Raw genomic sequence first — 14756 nt, 5'->3', positions numbered from 1 at the left:
TGTATCCCTCATACGCGGCACGCCGCAGACTTTTATTGAAATGGCATGAATGGGCGCAGTATAAAAATTTGAGACCAGTGCAATTCACTATATAAAAGCCTATTATTGGCGAGAATTCTCGGCAAAAACGCCTTTCACGGAGGGGCATCCCCTATGAGAACCCAGCACCAGAGCAAGCGTGAACTGGACAAGATCGACCGTAACATCCTGCGTATCCTGCAGAATGACGGGCGTATTTCCTTCACCGAACTGGGCGAGAAAGTTGGGCTTTCCACCACCCCTTGCACCGAGCGGGTTCGCCGCCTGGAGCGCGAGGGCATCATCATGGGCTACAACGCCCGCCTGAACCCGCAGCACCTCAAGGGTAGCCTGCTGGTGTTCGTCGAAATCAGCCTGGACTACAAGTCCGGCGACACCTTCGAGGAGTTCCGCCGCGCGGTGCTGAAGCTGCCGCACGTGCTGGAATGCCACCTGGTTTCCGGCGATTTCGACTACTTGGTGAAAGCGCGCATTTCGGAGATGGCTTCGTACCGCAAGCTGCTTGGCGATATCCTGCTGAAACTGCCGCACGTGCGCGAGTCGAAGAGCTACATCGTGATGGAAGAAGTGAAAGAGAGCCTCTGCCTGCCGATCCCGGACTGAGGCTAGACCAGCACCTGGCGGGTGGTGGCAATGAACTGGTGCACCAGTTGCTCGGCAGCAGGGTCGATCATCGGTTCTGGGCCACGGCCACGTGGGCAGGCCAGGCGCGGGGTAGTGCCAAACAGGCGGCAGATCATCGGCCGCTCCTCGTACACAGTGCACCCGTTGGGGCCCAGGTGCACGCAGTCCAGGCGCTCCAGGGCGGCGTCCTGCTCGGCCTGGGACTTACGTGGCAGACGGGCCATTTCTTCCGCCGAGGTAGTGACCGGACCGCAACAGTCATGGCAGCCGGGTTCGCACTCGAATGAAGGGATGAGTTCGCGCAGGAAGTGGATCTTGTGGCGGTTGCAGGACATGGCTGAGTACAAAGTTGGAAACTGAGGTTGGATTATAGGGCCAATCGCCGGCAAGCCAGCGCCCACAGCCACACCACTGGTCTCAGGCATTGCACAGACCCTGCAACGCTAGGTTGCAGGCGATGAGGCCGGTTGCCCACCCTAAAGCCCCGGCTTATCCTCCTCCCCTCGCCCACCAGCCACAGGACCGACGCAATGATCCACAGCGCGCAGCACGCCGCCTCCTACTACGCCGCCAGCAGCGCGCCACACCCGGATCATTCGTTTCTGCAAGGCGAACACAGCGCCGACGTATGCATCGTCGGCGGTGGCTATTCAGGCCTTAACACTGCCATCGAACTGGCCGAGCGCGGCTTCTCAGTTGTCCTGCTGGAAGCGCGCAAGCTCGGCTGGGGCGCCAGTGGGCGCAATGGCGGGCAGCTGATTCGCGGTGTCGGCCATGGCCTGGAGCAGTTTCTACCGGTCATTGGCGAGGACGGCGTGCGCAGCATGAAGCTGATGGGCCTGGAGGCCGTGCAGATCGTCCGCGAGCGGGTTGAAAAGCACGCCATCGCCTGTGACCTGACCTGGGGCTACTGCGACCTTGCCAACAAACCCGCCGAACTGCTGGGCTTTGCCGAAGACGCTGAAGCGCTGCGCAGCCTGGGCTATGCACACGAATTGCGCCTGGTCGGCAAGGACGATATCCACAGTGTGGTGGGTGCCGACTGCTATGTGGGGGGGCTGGTCGACATGGGCTCTGGGCATCTGCACCCGCTCAACCTGGCACTGGGCGAAGCCGCCGCAGCCGCCCGCCTGGGCGTGAAGTTGTTCGAGCAATCCGAAGTCACCCGCATCGACTATGGCACTGAAGTGCAGGTGCATACCGCCCAAGGCCGGGTGCGCGCCAAGACCTTGGTGCTGTGCTGCAACGCCTATCACAACAACCTCAACCGCGAACTGGGCGGCAAGGTGTTGCCAGCCGGCAGTTATATCATCGCCACCGAGCCGCTGGGTGAGGAGCGCGCCCGCAGGTTGCTGCCGCAGAACATGGCGGTGTGCGACCAGCGTGTGGCGCTGGACTACTACCGCCTGTCCGCCGACAACCGCCTGCTGTTCGGGGGTGCGTGCCATTACTCAGGGCGTGACCCGAGCGATATCGCCGCCTACATGCGGCCGAAGATGCTCAAGGTGTTCCCGGAGCTGGCCGACGTGCGTATCGATTACCAGTGGGGCGGCATGATCGGCATCGGTGCCAACCGCCTGCCACAGGTCGGCCGACTGGCCAGCCAGCCGAACGTGTATTACGCCCAGGCCTATTCGGGCCATGGGCTCAATGCCACCCACCTGGCGGCGCGCCTGCTGGGCGAAGCCATCAGTGGCCAGGAGAGCGGGCGTTTCGACCTGTTCGCCAAGGTGCCGCACATCACCTTCCCGGGCGGCAAGCATCTGCGCTCGCCGCTACTTGCGCTGGGGATGCTCTGGCACAGGCTGAAGGAACTCACCTAACTGCTGCGCAGCCATCGCCGGCAAGCCGGCTCCCACCGGTAGTGTGCATACCTGGATCTTGCGGAAGCTAGCAGAGACCTTGTAGGAGCAACCGTCTTGCGCAAAATTTAAAAACCGTGCGCGATCCCTGTGGGAGCGGGCTTGCCCGCGGTACAAACCGGAGACATCGTTTACATTTTAAACCGGGTTGAATTCTTCGCGGGTGCACCCGCTCCCACAGATAGGGCGTTGCCGTCACGGGTTTTGTTCCGTGACTGGTTGCGAATCTTCTTCGAGACTGATCAACCCTCATTTCTTATCATGACATAGGCAATGATTAGCCAGCTCACACTGATTAAATTCAACCATACCACCGCATTCAATTTTCGCTTCAGCCTCCACGGAAATCGCTTAAGTTCTACCTCATCCAGTCGACCCTTCCGTAAGTGCATTGAAGGAAAAGTAACCAACACGCTGACCGTAACCAATAGTAGGAAGCGCGACTTCAAACTCCCACCGCCCCAAACAATTTTCATTTGCTCCAAGTAGGGATTGCTATTTATAGAAGTAATTGCGATATGAAAATCTCGTGAATATACGATCAGCAGATTAAAGGCAACACCCAGCATAGCCAGTACGAACGGAACAATCACAAATGAAATTTGCAACCACGGTGACCAATCTTCAAAATCAGTCATTGGCCACCTCATAAATTTTTGTACCGGACCATTCTCCGAGTGCCGAAGTCGCTACAACACCTCCTGCAGAACCAGCCCCCACTAGAACAATCGCACACACCGGTGCACCTAAACCGGCAGTGCCTATGGAAAACGCACCGCACATCATCATCGCTGCGGCCCCTCCTGCCCAAGCGCCCGCTATCCCTCCGCTCACACCACCAACAAAGCTACCCGTCTCGGTCAAACGAACCTTTTTGCAAGCCTCCGCCTCACCCGCACGGCAAACCTCCTGGACCTTTAAATAAGAAGAAGCCCCACCCACCCCAATTGCCGCATACCCCCCATATTGAAGATACTTACCAAGCCGCGCCACCTTATCCAGATGCGTCGCATATCCTGGCATCTGCCCCGGCCCGCCCGCTTTCGACCAATGATGCACAAGACTTTTGGTCGAAATATTCAAGCTTTTTTTGAGCCGTTCATAACTCCCCAGATTCAGCTGTTTATTGAGAAACGCCACTTTCAGCTGACTGTCCAGTTGCTGCAGCAGCTGTCGCCGCTCAGCAAAGAAAGCTGCACTGTTCAAGTGGCCATGACGCAGAAACTCCCGTTGATGCAGTTGCTCGATACTGCTCAGTGTATGGCTGACCTGTTTCAACCCCTGATCCATCATGTCCTTGCCAACGCCCATGGCCAGACTGGCGTCGCTGAGCAAACCGGCGATTTCTGCCTGGTACTCCATCATGAAATCCGCTTCGGCGAAACTCAGCACCTCCAGGGCACGGCGTGCGTTTTGCGCTGCGGCCATCAATTGCCCTTCTTCGCGAGTGCAGGCGTCGCCGTTGTCAGGGTCACCGATCACAAAAATCTCCCCGGCTTTGAACCCTTGCTCGAACGTGGGATTAAGCCGTTGTAACCGGGAAATCGGCAGCGTGGCATCGTGTTCGGCCAGCTTCAACAGCACCTGGGGGAATGACATTTGCCGGGGGATTACATAAAACCCAGGCTCTAGCGTCTCAGGCAGCGCACTGACTGCCGACCGGAAGAGCTGATCGGTTTGTGGGCCGATCTTGGCTTCGGCCAAGCGGGTACTCGCAGGCGTTTCCGTGGGCAGGACAGAGGACCGTGATTCATGCAAAGGGGCAATTACGCGGTTGCTGCCCGGAGGGCAGCCACAGATCACCAGCGCACCGTCCATGGCAACGCGCTGACCTGCAGATATGAAGAAAGCCGAGCCTTCTGCAACAATTCCGGCCTGCCCACAAAGCGGGCATGGCGTCGTGGGGTCGCCTTCGCGAAGCACCATTCGGCCATTGTCTCGATAACTGGCGCCTGTGGCGATGCAGATAGCTCCAGTCGTGGTGAGGTCACCGTCTAGCGCCTGACCTTTGCCTGCTAAATTAGCCCGCATCTACTAATTCCCTGTGATTTGGTTCGGGATTTGAACCTAACACCGAGGGAAAGAATTTCAGTGTCTGGGGCTGAAAATCGGAGGTTTCCTACAGGAGATTGGACTTTATCACTTGCACGAATCCAACTGCGTTGCAGCCGGGCGCCGGCGGGTTCCGCACACCAGCGGGATCATAGATACCTCACGCGAGGCCAGGCCTTGTTGCTGTGCTACTAAAGTTTTGGGTTGGAGCGACATTGAACCGCGTGCGCGGGGCCTTCTCGGCACAGTGTCGCCCTTATCTCCCACAGGATAAAAGCCAACGTACATAGCTAGCAGGGACCCTGTGGGAGATTCAATGGTTTTAGGGAAGTCTTTAAGCGGCATAGGCCTAAGTCTCACCGCTTAATCTTTCCAAAACGCTTTGCGCCCTTCTGTACGGGCCTGCTCCCAGCTCAACCCTACATCCCGCAACTCATCATTCGTCAACTGCAGCAGCGCCCTGCGGGTATGCCAGCGATGCAGCATCAGCCCCCAACGCCCCAGCCCCGCCGGCGCGTTGAACACCTTGGCCTGCTGCCCGGCGTCCAGTTCCTTGGCCAACAGTTGCAAGCGCACATCGCTCATACCACCCATCACTGCACTCTCCCGTTCAGTTGATACCATGGAGAAAGCATGCGCGTCGGCAATACCGGCAATACAGATCCAATACAGCCTTATTATTCCCATACAGAATTGGCCGACGGCCTACTGAATGCTGTATTTTCACTTCAACTGTACCGGTCGCTGTCCCAAGGCAGCGCAGGAGTATGCCGTGACCCTCTACCTGAACCTCGCCGAACTGCTCGGCGCCCGCATCGAACAGGGCCTTTACCGCCCCGGCCAGCGCCTGCCGTCGGTGCGCGCCCTGAGCGTCGAGCACGGGGTCAGCCTGAGCACCGTGCAACAGGCCTATCGCATGCTCGAAGACAGCGGCATGGTCTCGCCGCGGCCCAAGTCCGGTTATTTCGTCAGCGACCAACGGCAGTTGCCGGCACTACCCGCAGTCAGCCGCCCGGCCCAACGCCCAGTGGACATTTCGCAGTGGGAGCAGGTGCTGGAACTGGTACGAAGCAACCCGCGCCAGGATGTGGTGCAGCTGGGTCGCGGCATGCCCGATATCGACAGCCCCACCCTCAAGCCACTGCTGCGCAGCCTCGCGCAGTTGAGCCGCCGGCAGGACATGCCTGGCCTGTACTACGACAACATCCACGGCAACCTGGCCCTGCGCGAACAGGTAGCACGGCTGATGCTCGATTCCGGCTGCCGCCTGGGTCCGGCCGACCTGGTGATCACCACCGGCTGCCATGAAGCGCTGTCGTGCAGCATCCGCGCAGTGTGCGAGCCAGGCGATATCGTCGCAGTCGACTCGCCCAGCTTCCACGGCGCCATGCAAACCCTCAAGGGGCTGGGCATGAAAGCGCTGGAAATCCCTACCGACCCGGTCACTGGCATCAGCCTGGAGGCGCTGGAACTGGCCCTGGAGCAGTGGCCGGTCAAGCTTGTCCAGATCACCCCCAGTTGCAACAACCCGCTCGGCTACATCATGCCCGAAGCGCGCAAGAAGGCCCTGCTGAGCCTGGCCCAGCGCTACGATGTGGCCATTCTGGAAGACGATGTGTACGGCGACCTGGCCTACACCTACCCGCGCCCGCGAACCCTCAAGTCGTTCGACGACGATGGCCGCGTGCTGCTCTGCAGTTCGTTCTCCAAGACCCTCGCCCCCGGCCTGCGGGTTGGCTGGGTGGCGCCCGGCCGCTACCTGGAACGAGTACTGCACATGAAGTACATCAGCACCGGGAGCACGGCCAGCCAGCCGCAGCTGGCCATCGCCGACTTCATCGCTGGCGGGCACTACCAACCTCACGTACGGCGCATGCGCAGCCAGTATCAGCGTGGGCGCGACCTGATGAGCGACTGGGTAACCCGCTACTTCCCGGCGGGCACCCGGGTCAGCCGGCCGCAGGGCGGCTTCATGCTCTGGGTGGAATTACCCGAACATTTCGATACCCTGCGGCTGAACCGCGCTTTACTGGAGCAGGGCGTGCAGGTTGCCGTAGGCAGCATCTTCTCGGCTTCGGGCAAGTTTCGCCATTGCCTGCGCATGAACTTCGCCCCGCGGCCTACGCCGCAGATCGAAGCGGCCGTGCGCAAGGTAGGTGAAGCCGCCCTTCGTCTACTGGATGAAGAAAACGCCGACGCGTAACTTTGCACCGCCCGCCACGGTCCAACCCCTAGAGCCCATGCTGCACAGGACGATCCACCCTTGAGACTCCAGCGAGCCTTGCCTTTGCTGCTGATGCTGCTCGGCCTAGCCGGCTGTGCCAGTGTCAGCATGCACCGCGAAACCAGCCAGGCGCTGCCCGCCAACGACTCGGCCTTTGGCCGCTCGGTGCTGCGCCAGGCCGCCCCCTACGGCGGTCGTTCGGGTTTTCGCCTGTTGCCCAACAGCAACGAGGCATTTCGCGCCCGTGCCGAGCTGATCCGCAACGCTCAAGGCAGCATCGACCTGCAGTACTACATCGTCCACGACGGCCTCAGCACCCGTGCCCTGGTGCATGAACTGCTGCGCGCCGCCGACCGCGGGGTGCGCGTGCGCATCCTGCTCGACGACACCACCAGCGATGGTCTGGACACCATCATGGGAACGCTCGACGCCCACCCGAATATTCAGATCCGCGTGTTCAACCCGCTGCACCTGGGCCGCAGCACCGGGGTGACACGTGCCGTTGGCCGGCTTTTCAACCTGTCACGCCAGCACCGGCGCATGCACAACAAGTTGTTCCTGGTGGACAACAGCATGGCCATCGTCGGCGGGCGCAACCTGGGTGACGAGTACTTCGATGCCGAGCCCAACCTCAACTTCACCGACATCGATCTGCTGGGTGTTGGCCCGATTGCCGAACAGCTCGGGCACAGCTTCGACCAGTACTGGAACAGCGCCCTTGCCCGGCCGATCACCGACTTCCTCTGGCATGACCCGGACGCCAGTGACCTGCGCGCCAGCCGCCACCGCCTGGAGGTGTCGCTGGCCGAAGCCAGGACCCAGCGCAAGGCCCTGTACGATCGCCTGATGGCCTATCAGTCGCGACCGCACCTGGATGTGTGGCGCAACGAGCTGATCTGGGCCCACGCCCAGGCGCTGTGGGATGCCCCGAGCAAGGTGCTGGCCGACGATGAGCCAGACCCGCAGTTGCTGCTGAGTCAGCAATTGGCGCCAGACCTGGCCAGTGTGAAGCTCGAGCTGATGCTGACCTCGGCCTACTTCGTGCCGGGTGAACCGGGGCTGCTGTACCTGACCGGCCGTGCCGACGCCGGGGTTTCGGTCAAGCTGCTGACCAATTCGCTGGAGGCGACCGACGTGCCTGCGGTACACGGCGGTTATGCGCCCTATCGCCGGGCCTTGCTTGAGCACGGTGTAGAGCTTTACGAGCTTCGCCGCCAACCCGGTGACCCCAGCGCGGGCCGCCTGAGCTTCCGTGGTAGCTCGGATTCGAGCCTGCACACCAAGGCGATCGTGTTCGACCGGCGCAAGACCTTTATCGGCTCGTTCAACTTTGACCCGCGCTCGGTACTGTGGAACACCGAGGTCGGGGTGCTGGTGGACAGCCCGGAGCTGGCCGAATACACCCGCGAACTGGCCCAGCAGGGTATGGCGCCAGCGTTGAGTTACCAGGTGAAACTGATGGGCGACAAGCTGGTATGGGCGACCGAGGACAATGGCCAGCAGCATGTACTGACCTCTGAGCCGGGCGGGATGTGGCGCAGGTTCAACGCCTGGATCAGCAAGGCGGTTGGCCTGGAGAAGATGTTGTAGCGGCATTTTCCGGGGGCATTCCACCTTTGTGGGGGCAGCCCTGCGCCGCGATCGGGCCGCAAAGCGGCCCCAGAATCTTCAGGCAGACACTGCCTCGAAAGCCCCACGCCGCTGGGTCAGCACCACCAATCCTGCAGCACCTGCGGCCATCAGCAGCAGCAACGCATGCCCGCTGATCCACTGGCTCCCCGCCCCCGCCAGCAATGGCCCGAGCAGGCAACCAATCCCCCAGAGCTGCGCCACATGGGCGTTGGCCCGCACCAGCTCGTCATCACGGTAGCGCTCGCCAATCAACACCAGCGACAGCGTGAACAGGCCGCCGGCACTGGCCCCGAACAATACCCACAAGGGCCAGATCACCGGCGTGTGCAGCAACAGCGGAATCGCCAGGCTGGACACCATCAAGACCACCGCACAACCGGTGAACAGCGCGCGTCGCGACATGCGGTCAGCCAGCGCGCCAATGGGCAGCTGCAGCACCGCGTCGCCGACCACCACGGTACTGACCATGAACAGGGCGATTTCAGTGGTAAAGCCTTGCTGCAGACAATAGACCGGCAACAAGGTCAGGATCATCGCCTCGAATGAGGCAAACAGGGCAATGGCCCAGGCAATGACTGGCAAACGCCGGCAAAAGCCGAACAGGTCGCCGAAACTGACGCTGCAGGCTTCGGTGCTCGGCGCACCGCCACGCCCCAGCAGCACCAGCGGCGCAAGCAGCAACAGGCCAGTTGCGGCCCAGAAGCCGAAGTCGTCGCCGGAACCGAGGAAGCCCAGCACCAGCGGCCCTGCCAGCTGGCTCAAGGCGTAGCTGCTGCCATACAGCGCCACCAGCCGGCCGCGCCATTGCTCGACCACCAGTTGGTTGATCCAGCTTTCGCCAAGGATGAACACCACAGTCAGGGACATGCCGATCATCAGCCGCAGCAGCAACCACAATGGATAGCTGGGCAGGAGTGCGACCAGGCCGATCGACAACGCCCCGCCCCACAGGCATATGCGCATGGCCGAAGGCACACCGACCCAGCCGGCCAAGCGGCTGGCCAGGCTGGCTCCGGCCAGAACGCCCAGGGCTGGCATCGCCGCCATCACGCCGATGGCGAAGCTGCCATAGCCCCAGGCCTCCAGGCGCAGGGATACCAGTGGCATGCTCACACCCAGCGCCAGGCCCACACTCAGCACCGAGGCCAGTACGGCGAAATAGGTACCCCAACGCATTGCAGCCTCCCAGCCAGGTTTTTCCAGGCCCATTCGTGGGACAAGCCCGCTCCCACAGGCCCCCCTGGCTTTTCAAAGGCAGCGGGACCTGTGGGAGCGGGCTTGTCCCGCGAATGGGCCGCAAAGCGGCCCCTGCTGGAATTACAGCTTGATCCAGGTCGCCTTCAGCTCAGTGTACTTCTCGAGTGCGTGCAGCGACTTGTCACGGCCATTGCCCGACTGCTTGAAGCCGCCGAACGGCGCGGTCATGTCACCACCGTCGTACTGGTTGACCCAGACGCTGCCTGCGCGCACGGCACGGGCGGTCTTGTGGGCCTTGGAAATGTCCGAAGTCCAGATACCAGCCGCCAGGCCATAGGGCGTGTCGTTGGCAATGGCCACAGCTTCTTCGGCAGTGTCGAAGGCGATGACCGACAGCACTGGGCCGAAGATCTCTTCCTGGGCAATGCGCATGGCGTTGGTCACGCCGTCGAAGATGGTCGGCTCGACGTAGGTGCCGCCGGTTTCTTCCAGGGTACGCTTGCCGCCAGCCAGCAGCTTGGCGCCGTCCTTGTGGCCTGCCTCGATGTACGACAGCACGGTGTTCATCTGCTGGGTATCGACCAGGGCACCGACAGTGGTCTGTGGGTCCAGCGGGTTGCCTGGTTTCCAGCCTTTCAGGGCCTCTACCACCATCGGCAGGAACTTGTCCTTGATCGAACGCTCGACCAGCAGGCGGGAACCTGCGGTGCACACTTCGCCCTGGTTGAAGGCAATGGCGCTGGCAGCAGCCTCAGCGGCAGCTTGCAGGTCTGGGGCGTCGGCGAAGACGATGTTCGGGCTCTTGCCGCCGGCTTCCAGCCAGATGCGTTTCATGTTCGACTCACCCGCGTAAACCATCAGCTGCTTGGCGATCTTGGTCGAACCGGTGAACACTAGGGTGTCCACGTCCATGTGCAGGGCCAGGGCCTTGCCGACGGTGTGGCCGTAGCCTGGCAGCACGTTCAGCACGCCAGCCGGGATACCGGCTTCGATCGCCAGCTGGGCAATGCGGATGGCTGTCAGCGGCGATTTTTCGGACGGTTTGAGCACCACCGAGTTACCGGTGGCCAATGCAGGGCCGAGCTTCCAGCAGGCCATCAGCAGCGGGAAGTTCCAAGGTACGATGGCACCGACCACACCTACCGGCTCGCGGGTAACCAGGCCAAGCTGGTCATGCGGGGTCGGGGCAACTTCGTCGTAGACCTTGTCGATGGCTTCGGCAGTCCAGTGAATGGCTTGGGCCGCACCTGGGATGTCGATGCTGGAGGAGTCGCCAATCGGCTTGCCCATGTCCAGCGTTTCCAGCAGCGCCAGCTCTTCGACGTTCTTGCGCAGCAGGTCGGCGAAGCGGATCAGCTTGGCTTTGCGCTTGGCCGGGGCCAGCTGCGACCAGACGCCGGAATTGAAGGTGGCACGGGCGTTTTCTACAGCGCGGTTGGCGTCGGCCAGGTCGCAGCTGGCAACCTTGGCCAGGAAGCGTCCGTCGACCGGGCTCAGGCACTCGAAGGTTTCACCGGATACGGCATCGGTGTATTCGCCGTTGATGAAGGCACGGCCTTCGATCTTCAGTTGCTGGGCACGTTGTTCCCAGTCCGCACGGGTCAGGGTGGTCATACGAAACTCCTCCTCTTGTTTAGGTGCAACGCCGCACTGAGGACTCACAGGCGTTGTCAGAATTCTGGCCGGGCGACGAGCGCACACTGGCAAGCGATACCCTAAACCAGCCCGTATAAACTATCAATATATTTGACACGAAAGGCCTAAAAGCCTACTGATGTTCATTTTATTAAACAACAACAGGAGCCGCACCATGAGCATCGACAGCATCATCGACTTCGCACAGGTCATCACCGAGGCCGAACGTTACCGCCCGGCCGCAGAAAAAATCCTCAAGGGTGAGCCCGACCAGGCCGTCTACAACCATTACTCCAGCCCATGCGGGCAGTTTGCGGCTGGCGTCTGGGAAGGTGAGGTGGGACAGTGGACGGTGGGCTACACCGAGCATGAATACTGCGAGATCGTTCAGGGCGTTTCGGTGCTGCGCGACCAGGACGGCGGCGCGAAAACCCTGCGTGCCGGCGATCGGTTTGTCATCCCCGCCGGCTTCAAGGGCACCTGGGAGGTGCTGGAGCCGTGCCGCAAGATCTATGTGATGTTCGAGCAGAAGTAACTATGTAGCGCAGGGGGTTTGCAGCCATGCGTGAGGATGACCCTGCCCGTTTCGGGCCATTCAGCCTCACAAGGAAAATCGGCATGACCAACGAAGAAGTCCTGCAAACCCTCGCTCACCTGCTCGGCACCCGCTACGTGCCGGAGCTGAAAGGCACCATCTGCGCCCTCACCGGGCGCACTCGCGTGGTTGGCCCCAACGAGATATCCACCCGCGACTACGACGCCGAGCGCATCCAGATCAAGGCCGACGCCGACCTGATGATCCAGAGTTTCGCCTTCAACTGACCCTGCTGCAGCCAAAAAAAAACCCGCGTCCTTTCGGATGCGGGTTTCTTGCAGGTCGCCGATCAATTACTTGATCTTGGCTTCCTTGTACACCACGTGCTTGCGAACAACCGGATCATATTTCTTGATCTCGATTTTGTCCGGGGTGGTGCGCTTGTTCTTGTCGGTGGTGTAGAAGTGGCCGGTACCGGCACTCGAAACCAGACGGATCAATTCACGCATGATGCTCTCCCTTAAACCTTGGCGCCAGCTTTACGGATGTCAACCAGAACGGCGTCGATGCCGCGCTTGTCGATGATACGCATGCCTTTGGCGGAAACGCGCAGACGCACGAAACGCTTCTCGGATTCAACCCAGAAACGGTGGTGCTGCAGGTTCGGCAGGAAACGACGACGGGTTTTGTTGTTTGCGTGGGAAATGTTGTTCCCGGTTACTGGACCCTTACCAGTAACTTGACAGACTCTCGACATGACTCAGCCCTCTAAAACCACATGCCCAACCCGGCATGGGTTGGCCGCTTAATCTCTCAGTCTTTGGCGCCTGGGCGCCGTGATTCTGGAGGTCTTATCGACCGGATCCGCTGATGCGACAGGCCGAGCCCCTAGAAAAGAGCGCTGCTTTATACCAGAAAGACTTGATTGCAACAACAGTAGATGTGCATTGCCGCAAGCCAGAACGCGCCGGGCCAGCATAGCGGCAGGCCCCGTCAGCCGTCGACCGCTCGTCGCCAGATTTGTAAAAAAGGGTGTGGTCATTTGCCAGCGGGCGCACTAGGGTAAGCCTTTTCCAGACTGCACTGGCAGATGGGCCATTTGACAGCCAAGGAGCCACGATGCGTGCCGCCGCCCTTTCGTTACTGTTCAACTCCCTGTTCGCCGCTGGCGCCCTGTTCACGGCCAGCGTTGCCCAGGCTGCGCCACTGAGCGTTTGCAGCGAGGCCAGCCCCGAAGGCTTCGATGTGGTGCAGTACAACTCGCTGACCACCACCAATGCCACCGCCGACGTATTGATGAACCGCCTGGTAGAGTTCGACGCGGCCCAAGGCAAGGTGGTACCCAGCCTGGCCGCCAGCTGGACGGTATCGGCCGACGGCCTGGTGTATGATTTCACCCTGCGTGACGGCGTGAAGTTCCACAGTACCCCGTACTTCAAGCCCAGCCGTGAACTGAATGCCGATGACGTGCTGTTCAGTTTCCAGCGCATGCTCTACCCGGCGCATGCCTGGCACAAGACCGCGCCGGGCGGCTACCCGCATGCCCAGTCGCTGCAGCTGGGCAGCCTGATCAAGGCAATCGAGGCGCCGGCACCGAACACCGTACGCTTCACCCTCAGCCACCCGGATGCCACCTTCCTGGCCACCCTGAGCATGGGCTTCGCCTCGATCTACTCGGCCGAGTATGCCGACAAGCTGCTCAAGGCAGGCACGCCAGAAAAGCTCAACAGCCAGCCGATCGGCACCGGGCCGTTCGTGTTCCAGCGCTTCCAGAAAGATGCCGTGGTCCGTTACCGCGCCAACCCGGACTATTTCGCGGGCAAGCCGGCCGTCGACCCGCTGATCTTCGCCATCACCACCGATGCCAACGTGCGGCTGCAAAAACTCAAGCGTGGCGAATGCCAGGTTGCCCTGTCGCCGAAGCCGCTGGACATTGCCGAAGCGGGCAAGGACGGCAACCTCAAGGTGGCCACCACGCCGGCATTCATGACTGCCTTCGTCGCCATCAACAGCCAGCACCCGCCGCTGGACAAGCCGGAAGTGCGTCAGGCGATCAACCTGGCCTTCGACAGGCAGGCCTACCTCAAGACCGTGTTCGAAGACTCTGCGGTGGCTGCCAACGGCCCCTACCCGCCTAATACCTGGAGCTACGCCAAGGACCTGCCCGGCTACCCGCTGGACCTGAAGAAAGCCAAAGCCCTGCTGGCCAAGGCCGGGCTGGCCGACGGCTTCAGTACCACCATCTGGACCCGGCCCTCGGGTAGCCTGCTCAACCCCAACCCCAGCCTTGGCGCGCAGATGCTGCAAGCCGACCTGGCGAAGATTGGCGTGAAAGCGGAGATCCGCGTGATCGAGTGGGGCGAACTGATACGCCGCGCCAAGGCCGGCGAGCATGACTTGCTGTTCATGGGCTGGGCGGGCGATAACGGCGACCCGGACAATTTCCTCAGTCCGCAGTTTTCCTGTGCGGCAGTGGAATCGGGGACCAATTTCGCGCGCTTCTGCGACAGCCGCCTGGACCAGCTGATCAGCGCCGGGCGCACCACCAACGACCAGAGCGTGCGTAGCCGGCTGTACCAGCAGGCGCAGACACTGATCCAGCAGCAGGCGCTGTGGGTGCCACTGGCGCACCCGACGGCGGCGACCTTGCTGCGCCAAGGCGTCGAGGGGTACCAGGTGAGCCCGTTCGGGCGGCTGGACTTCAGCAAGGTGACAGTGACCAAGTGAGTTTTGGGGCGCCTGCCTTAAGCGTTGTGGCGGGGGTGGTGTAAGCGGGGCCCCCCCGGGCCCCGCCGGGGGGGGGGCGGGGGGGGGCGGGGGGGGGGGGGGGGGGGGGCTGGGGGGGGGGGGGGGGGGGGGGGGGGGGGGGGGGGGGGGGGGGGGGGGGGGGGGGGGGGGGGGGGGGGGGGGGGGGGGGGGGGGGGGGGGGGGGGGGGGGGGGGGGGGGGGGGGGGGG

15 protein-coding genes are annotated in these 14756 nt (G+C 61.8%); 7 read left to right on the top strand and 8 right to left on the bottom strand.

Annotated elements, in window-relative coordinates:
• Positions 1–153: 153 nt before the first annotated feature.
• On the top strand, positions 154–642 hold the full coding sequence (gene dadR, locus OO258_RS04065; protein WP_003258963.1) for a transcriptional regulator DadR: 489 nt from the start codon (positions 154–156) through the stop codon (positions 640–642).
• Between the two features lie 2 nt (positions 643–644).
• Here dadR and OO258_RS04060 read toward each other — a convergent pair whose 3' ends face one another.
• Positions 645–998: a YkgJ family cysteine cluster protein gene (locus tag OO258_RS04060; protein WP_110743404.1), complete on the bottom strand. Its 354-nt coding sequence runs from the start codon at positions 996–998 to the stop codon at positions 645–647.
• A 195-nt stretch (positions 999–1193) separates the two neighbouring features.
• Between OO258_RS04060 and OO258_RS04055 the strand changes: the two genes are divergently transcribed.
• Positions 1194–2486 (top strand): NAD(P)/FAD-dependent oxidoreductase, encoded by a 1293-nt coding sequence (locus tag OO258_RS04055; protein ID WP_266028955.1) that lies wholly within the window; start codon positions 1194–1196, stop codon positions 2484–2486.
• A 281-nt stretch (positions 2487–2767) separates the two neighbouring features.
• On the opposite strand, the gene OO258_RS04050 is transcribed toward OO258_RS04055, so the two are convergent.
• From OO258_RS04050 to OO258_RS04040, 3 genes are all read right to left on the bottom strand, one after another.
• Complete coding sequence (locus tag OO258_RS04050; RefSeq protein ID WP_266028954.1) at positions 2768–3163, bottom strand: hypothetical protein; 396 nt, start codon at positions 3161–3163, stop codon at positions 2768–2770.
• Positions 3156–4556 carry a PAAR domain-containing protein gene (locus tag OO258_RS04045; protein ID WP_266028953.1) on the bottom strand — a complete coding sequence of 467 codons (1401 nt, stop codon included), beginning with the start codon at positions 4554–4556 and terminating at the stop codon, positions 3156–3158. The genes OO258_RS04050 and OO258_RS04045 overlap by 8 nt, the downstream gene beginning before the upstream one ends.
• A 384-nt stretch (positions 4557–4940) precedes the next feature.
• Complete coding sequence (locus OO258_RS04040) at positions 4941–5171, bottom strand: DUF1127 domain-containing protein (protein WP_266028952.1); 231 nt, start codon at positions 5169–5171, stop codon at positions 4941–4943.
• A 178-nt stretch (positions 5172–5349) separates the two neighbouring features.
• On the opposite strand from OO258_RS04040, the gene OO258_RS04035 reads away from it, so the two are divergent.
• Together OO258_RS04035 and OO258_RS04030 are read left to right on the top strand one after the other, a co-directional pair.
• Positions 5350–6780, top strand: a complete 1431-nt coding sequence (locus OO258_RS04035; RefSeq protein ID WP_266028951.1) for a PLP-dependent aminotransferase family protein — start codon at positions 5350–5352, stop codon at positions 6778–6780.
• Positions 6781–6840: 60 nt separating this feature from the next.
• Complete coding sequence (locus OO258_RS04030; RefSeq protein WP_266028950.1) at positions 6841–8391, top strand: phospholipase D family protein; 1551 nt, start codon at positions 6841–6843, stop codon at positions 8389–8391.
• Positions 8392–8469: 78 nt separating this feature from the next.
• Here OO258_RS04030 and OO258_RS04025 read toward each other — a convergent pair whose 3' ends face one another.
• Both OO258_RS04025 and OO258_RS04020 read right to left on the bottom strand, forming a co-directional pair.
• Complete coding sequence (locus OO258_RS04025; RefSeq protein ID WP_266028949.1) at positions 8470–9609, bottom strand: MFS transporter; 1140 nt, start codon at positions 9607–9609, stop codon at positions 8470–8472.
• Positions 9610–9750: 141 nt separating this feature from the next.
• Positions 9751–11244, bottom strand: coding sequence for an aldehyde dehydrogenase (locus OO258_RS04020; RefSeq protein ID WP_010955785.1), 1494 nt, complete (start codon positions 11242–11244; stop codon positions 9751–9753).
• A gap of 196 nt (positions 11245–11440) precedes the next feature.
• On the opposite strand from OO258_RS04020, the gene OO258_RS04015 reads away from it, so the two are divergent.
• Together OO258_RS04015 and OO258_RS04010 are read left to right on the top strand one after the other, a co-directional pair.
• Entirely contained in the window at positions 11441–11800 is a 360-nt protein-coding gene (locus OO258_RS04015) for a cupin domain-containing protein (RefSeq protein ID WP_266028948.1), read from the top strand.
• A gap of 83 nt (positions 11801–11883) precedes the next feature.
• The gene (locus OO258_RS04010) at positions 11884–12087 is read left to right on the top strand and encodes a hypothetical protein (protein ID WP_266028947.1); all 204 of its coding nucleotides are present in this window, start codon (positions 11884–11886) and stop codon (positions 12085–12087) included.
• 66 nt (positions 12088–12153) lie between these two features.
• Here OO258_RS04010 and rpmG read toward each other — a convergent pair whose 3' ends face one another.
• Positions 12154–12309, bottom strand: a complete 156-nt coding sequence (rpmG, locus tag OO258_RS04005; protein ID WP_003253507.1) for a 50S ribosomal protein L33 — start codon at positions 12307–12309, stop codon at positions 12154–12156.
• Between the two features lie 11 nt (positions 12310–12320).
• Entirely contained in the window at positions 12321–12557 is a 237-nt protein-coding gene (gene rpmB / locus OO258_RS04000) for a 50S ribosomal protein L28 (protein ID WP_003253504.1), read from the bottom strand.
• A gap of 362 nt (positions 12558–12919) precedes the next feature.
• On the opposite strand from rpmB, the gene OO258_RS03995 reads away from it, so the two are divergent.
• Positions 12920–14527 (top strand): ABC transporter substrate-binding protein, encoded by a 1608-nt coding sequence (locus OO258_RS03995; RefSeq protein ID WP_266028946.1) that lies wholly within the window; start codon positions 12920–12922, stop codon positions 14525–14527.
• The last annotated feature ends 229 nt before the right edge of the window (positions 14528–14756 follow it).

The sequence above is a fragment of the Pseudomonas sp. DCB_BI genome (assembly GCF_026240995.1).
Lineage (GTDB): Bacteria > Pseudomonadota > Gammaproteobacteria > Pseudomonadales > Pseudomonadaceae > Aquipseudomonas.
Note: the sequence above shows the minus strand (reverse complement) of the source record. Positions and strands in the feature narration are given on the sequence as shown.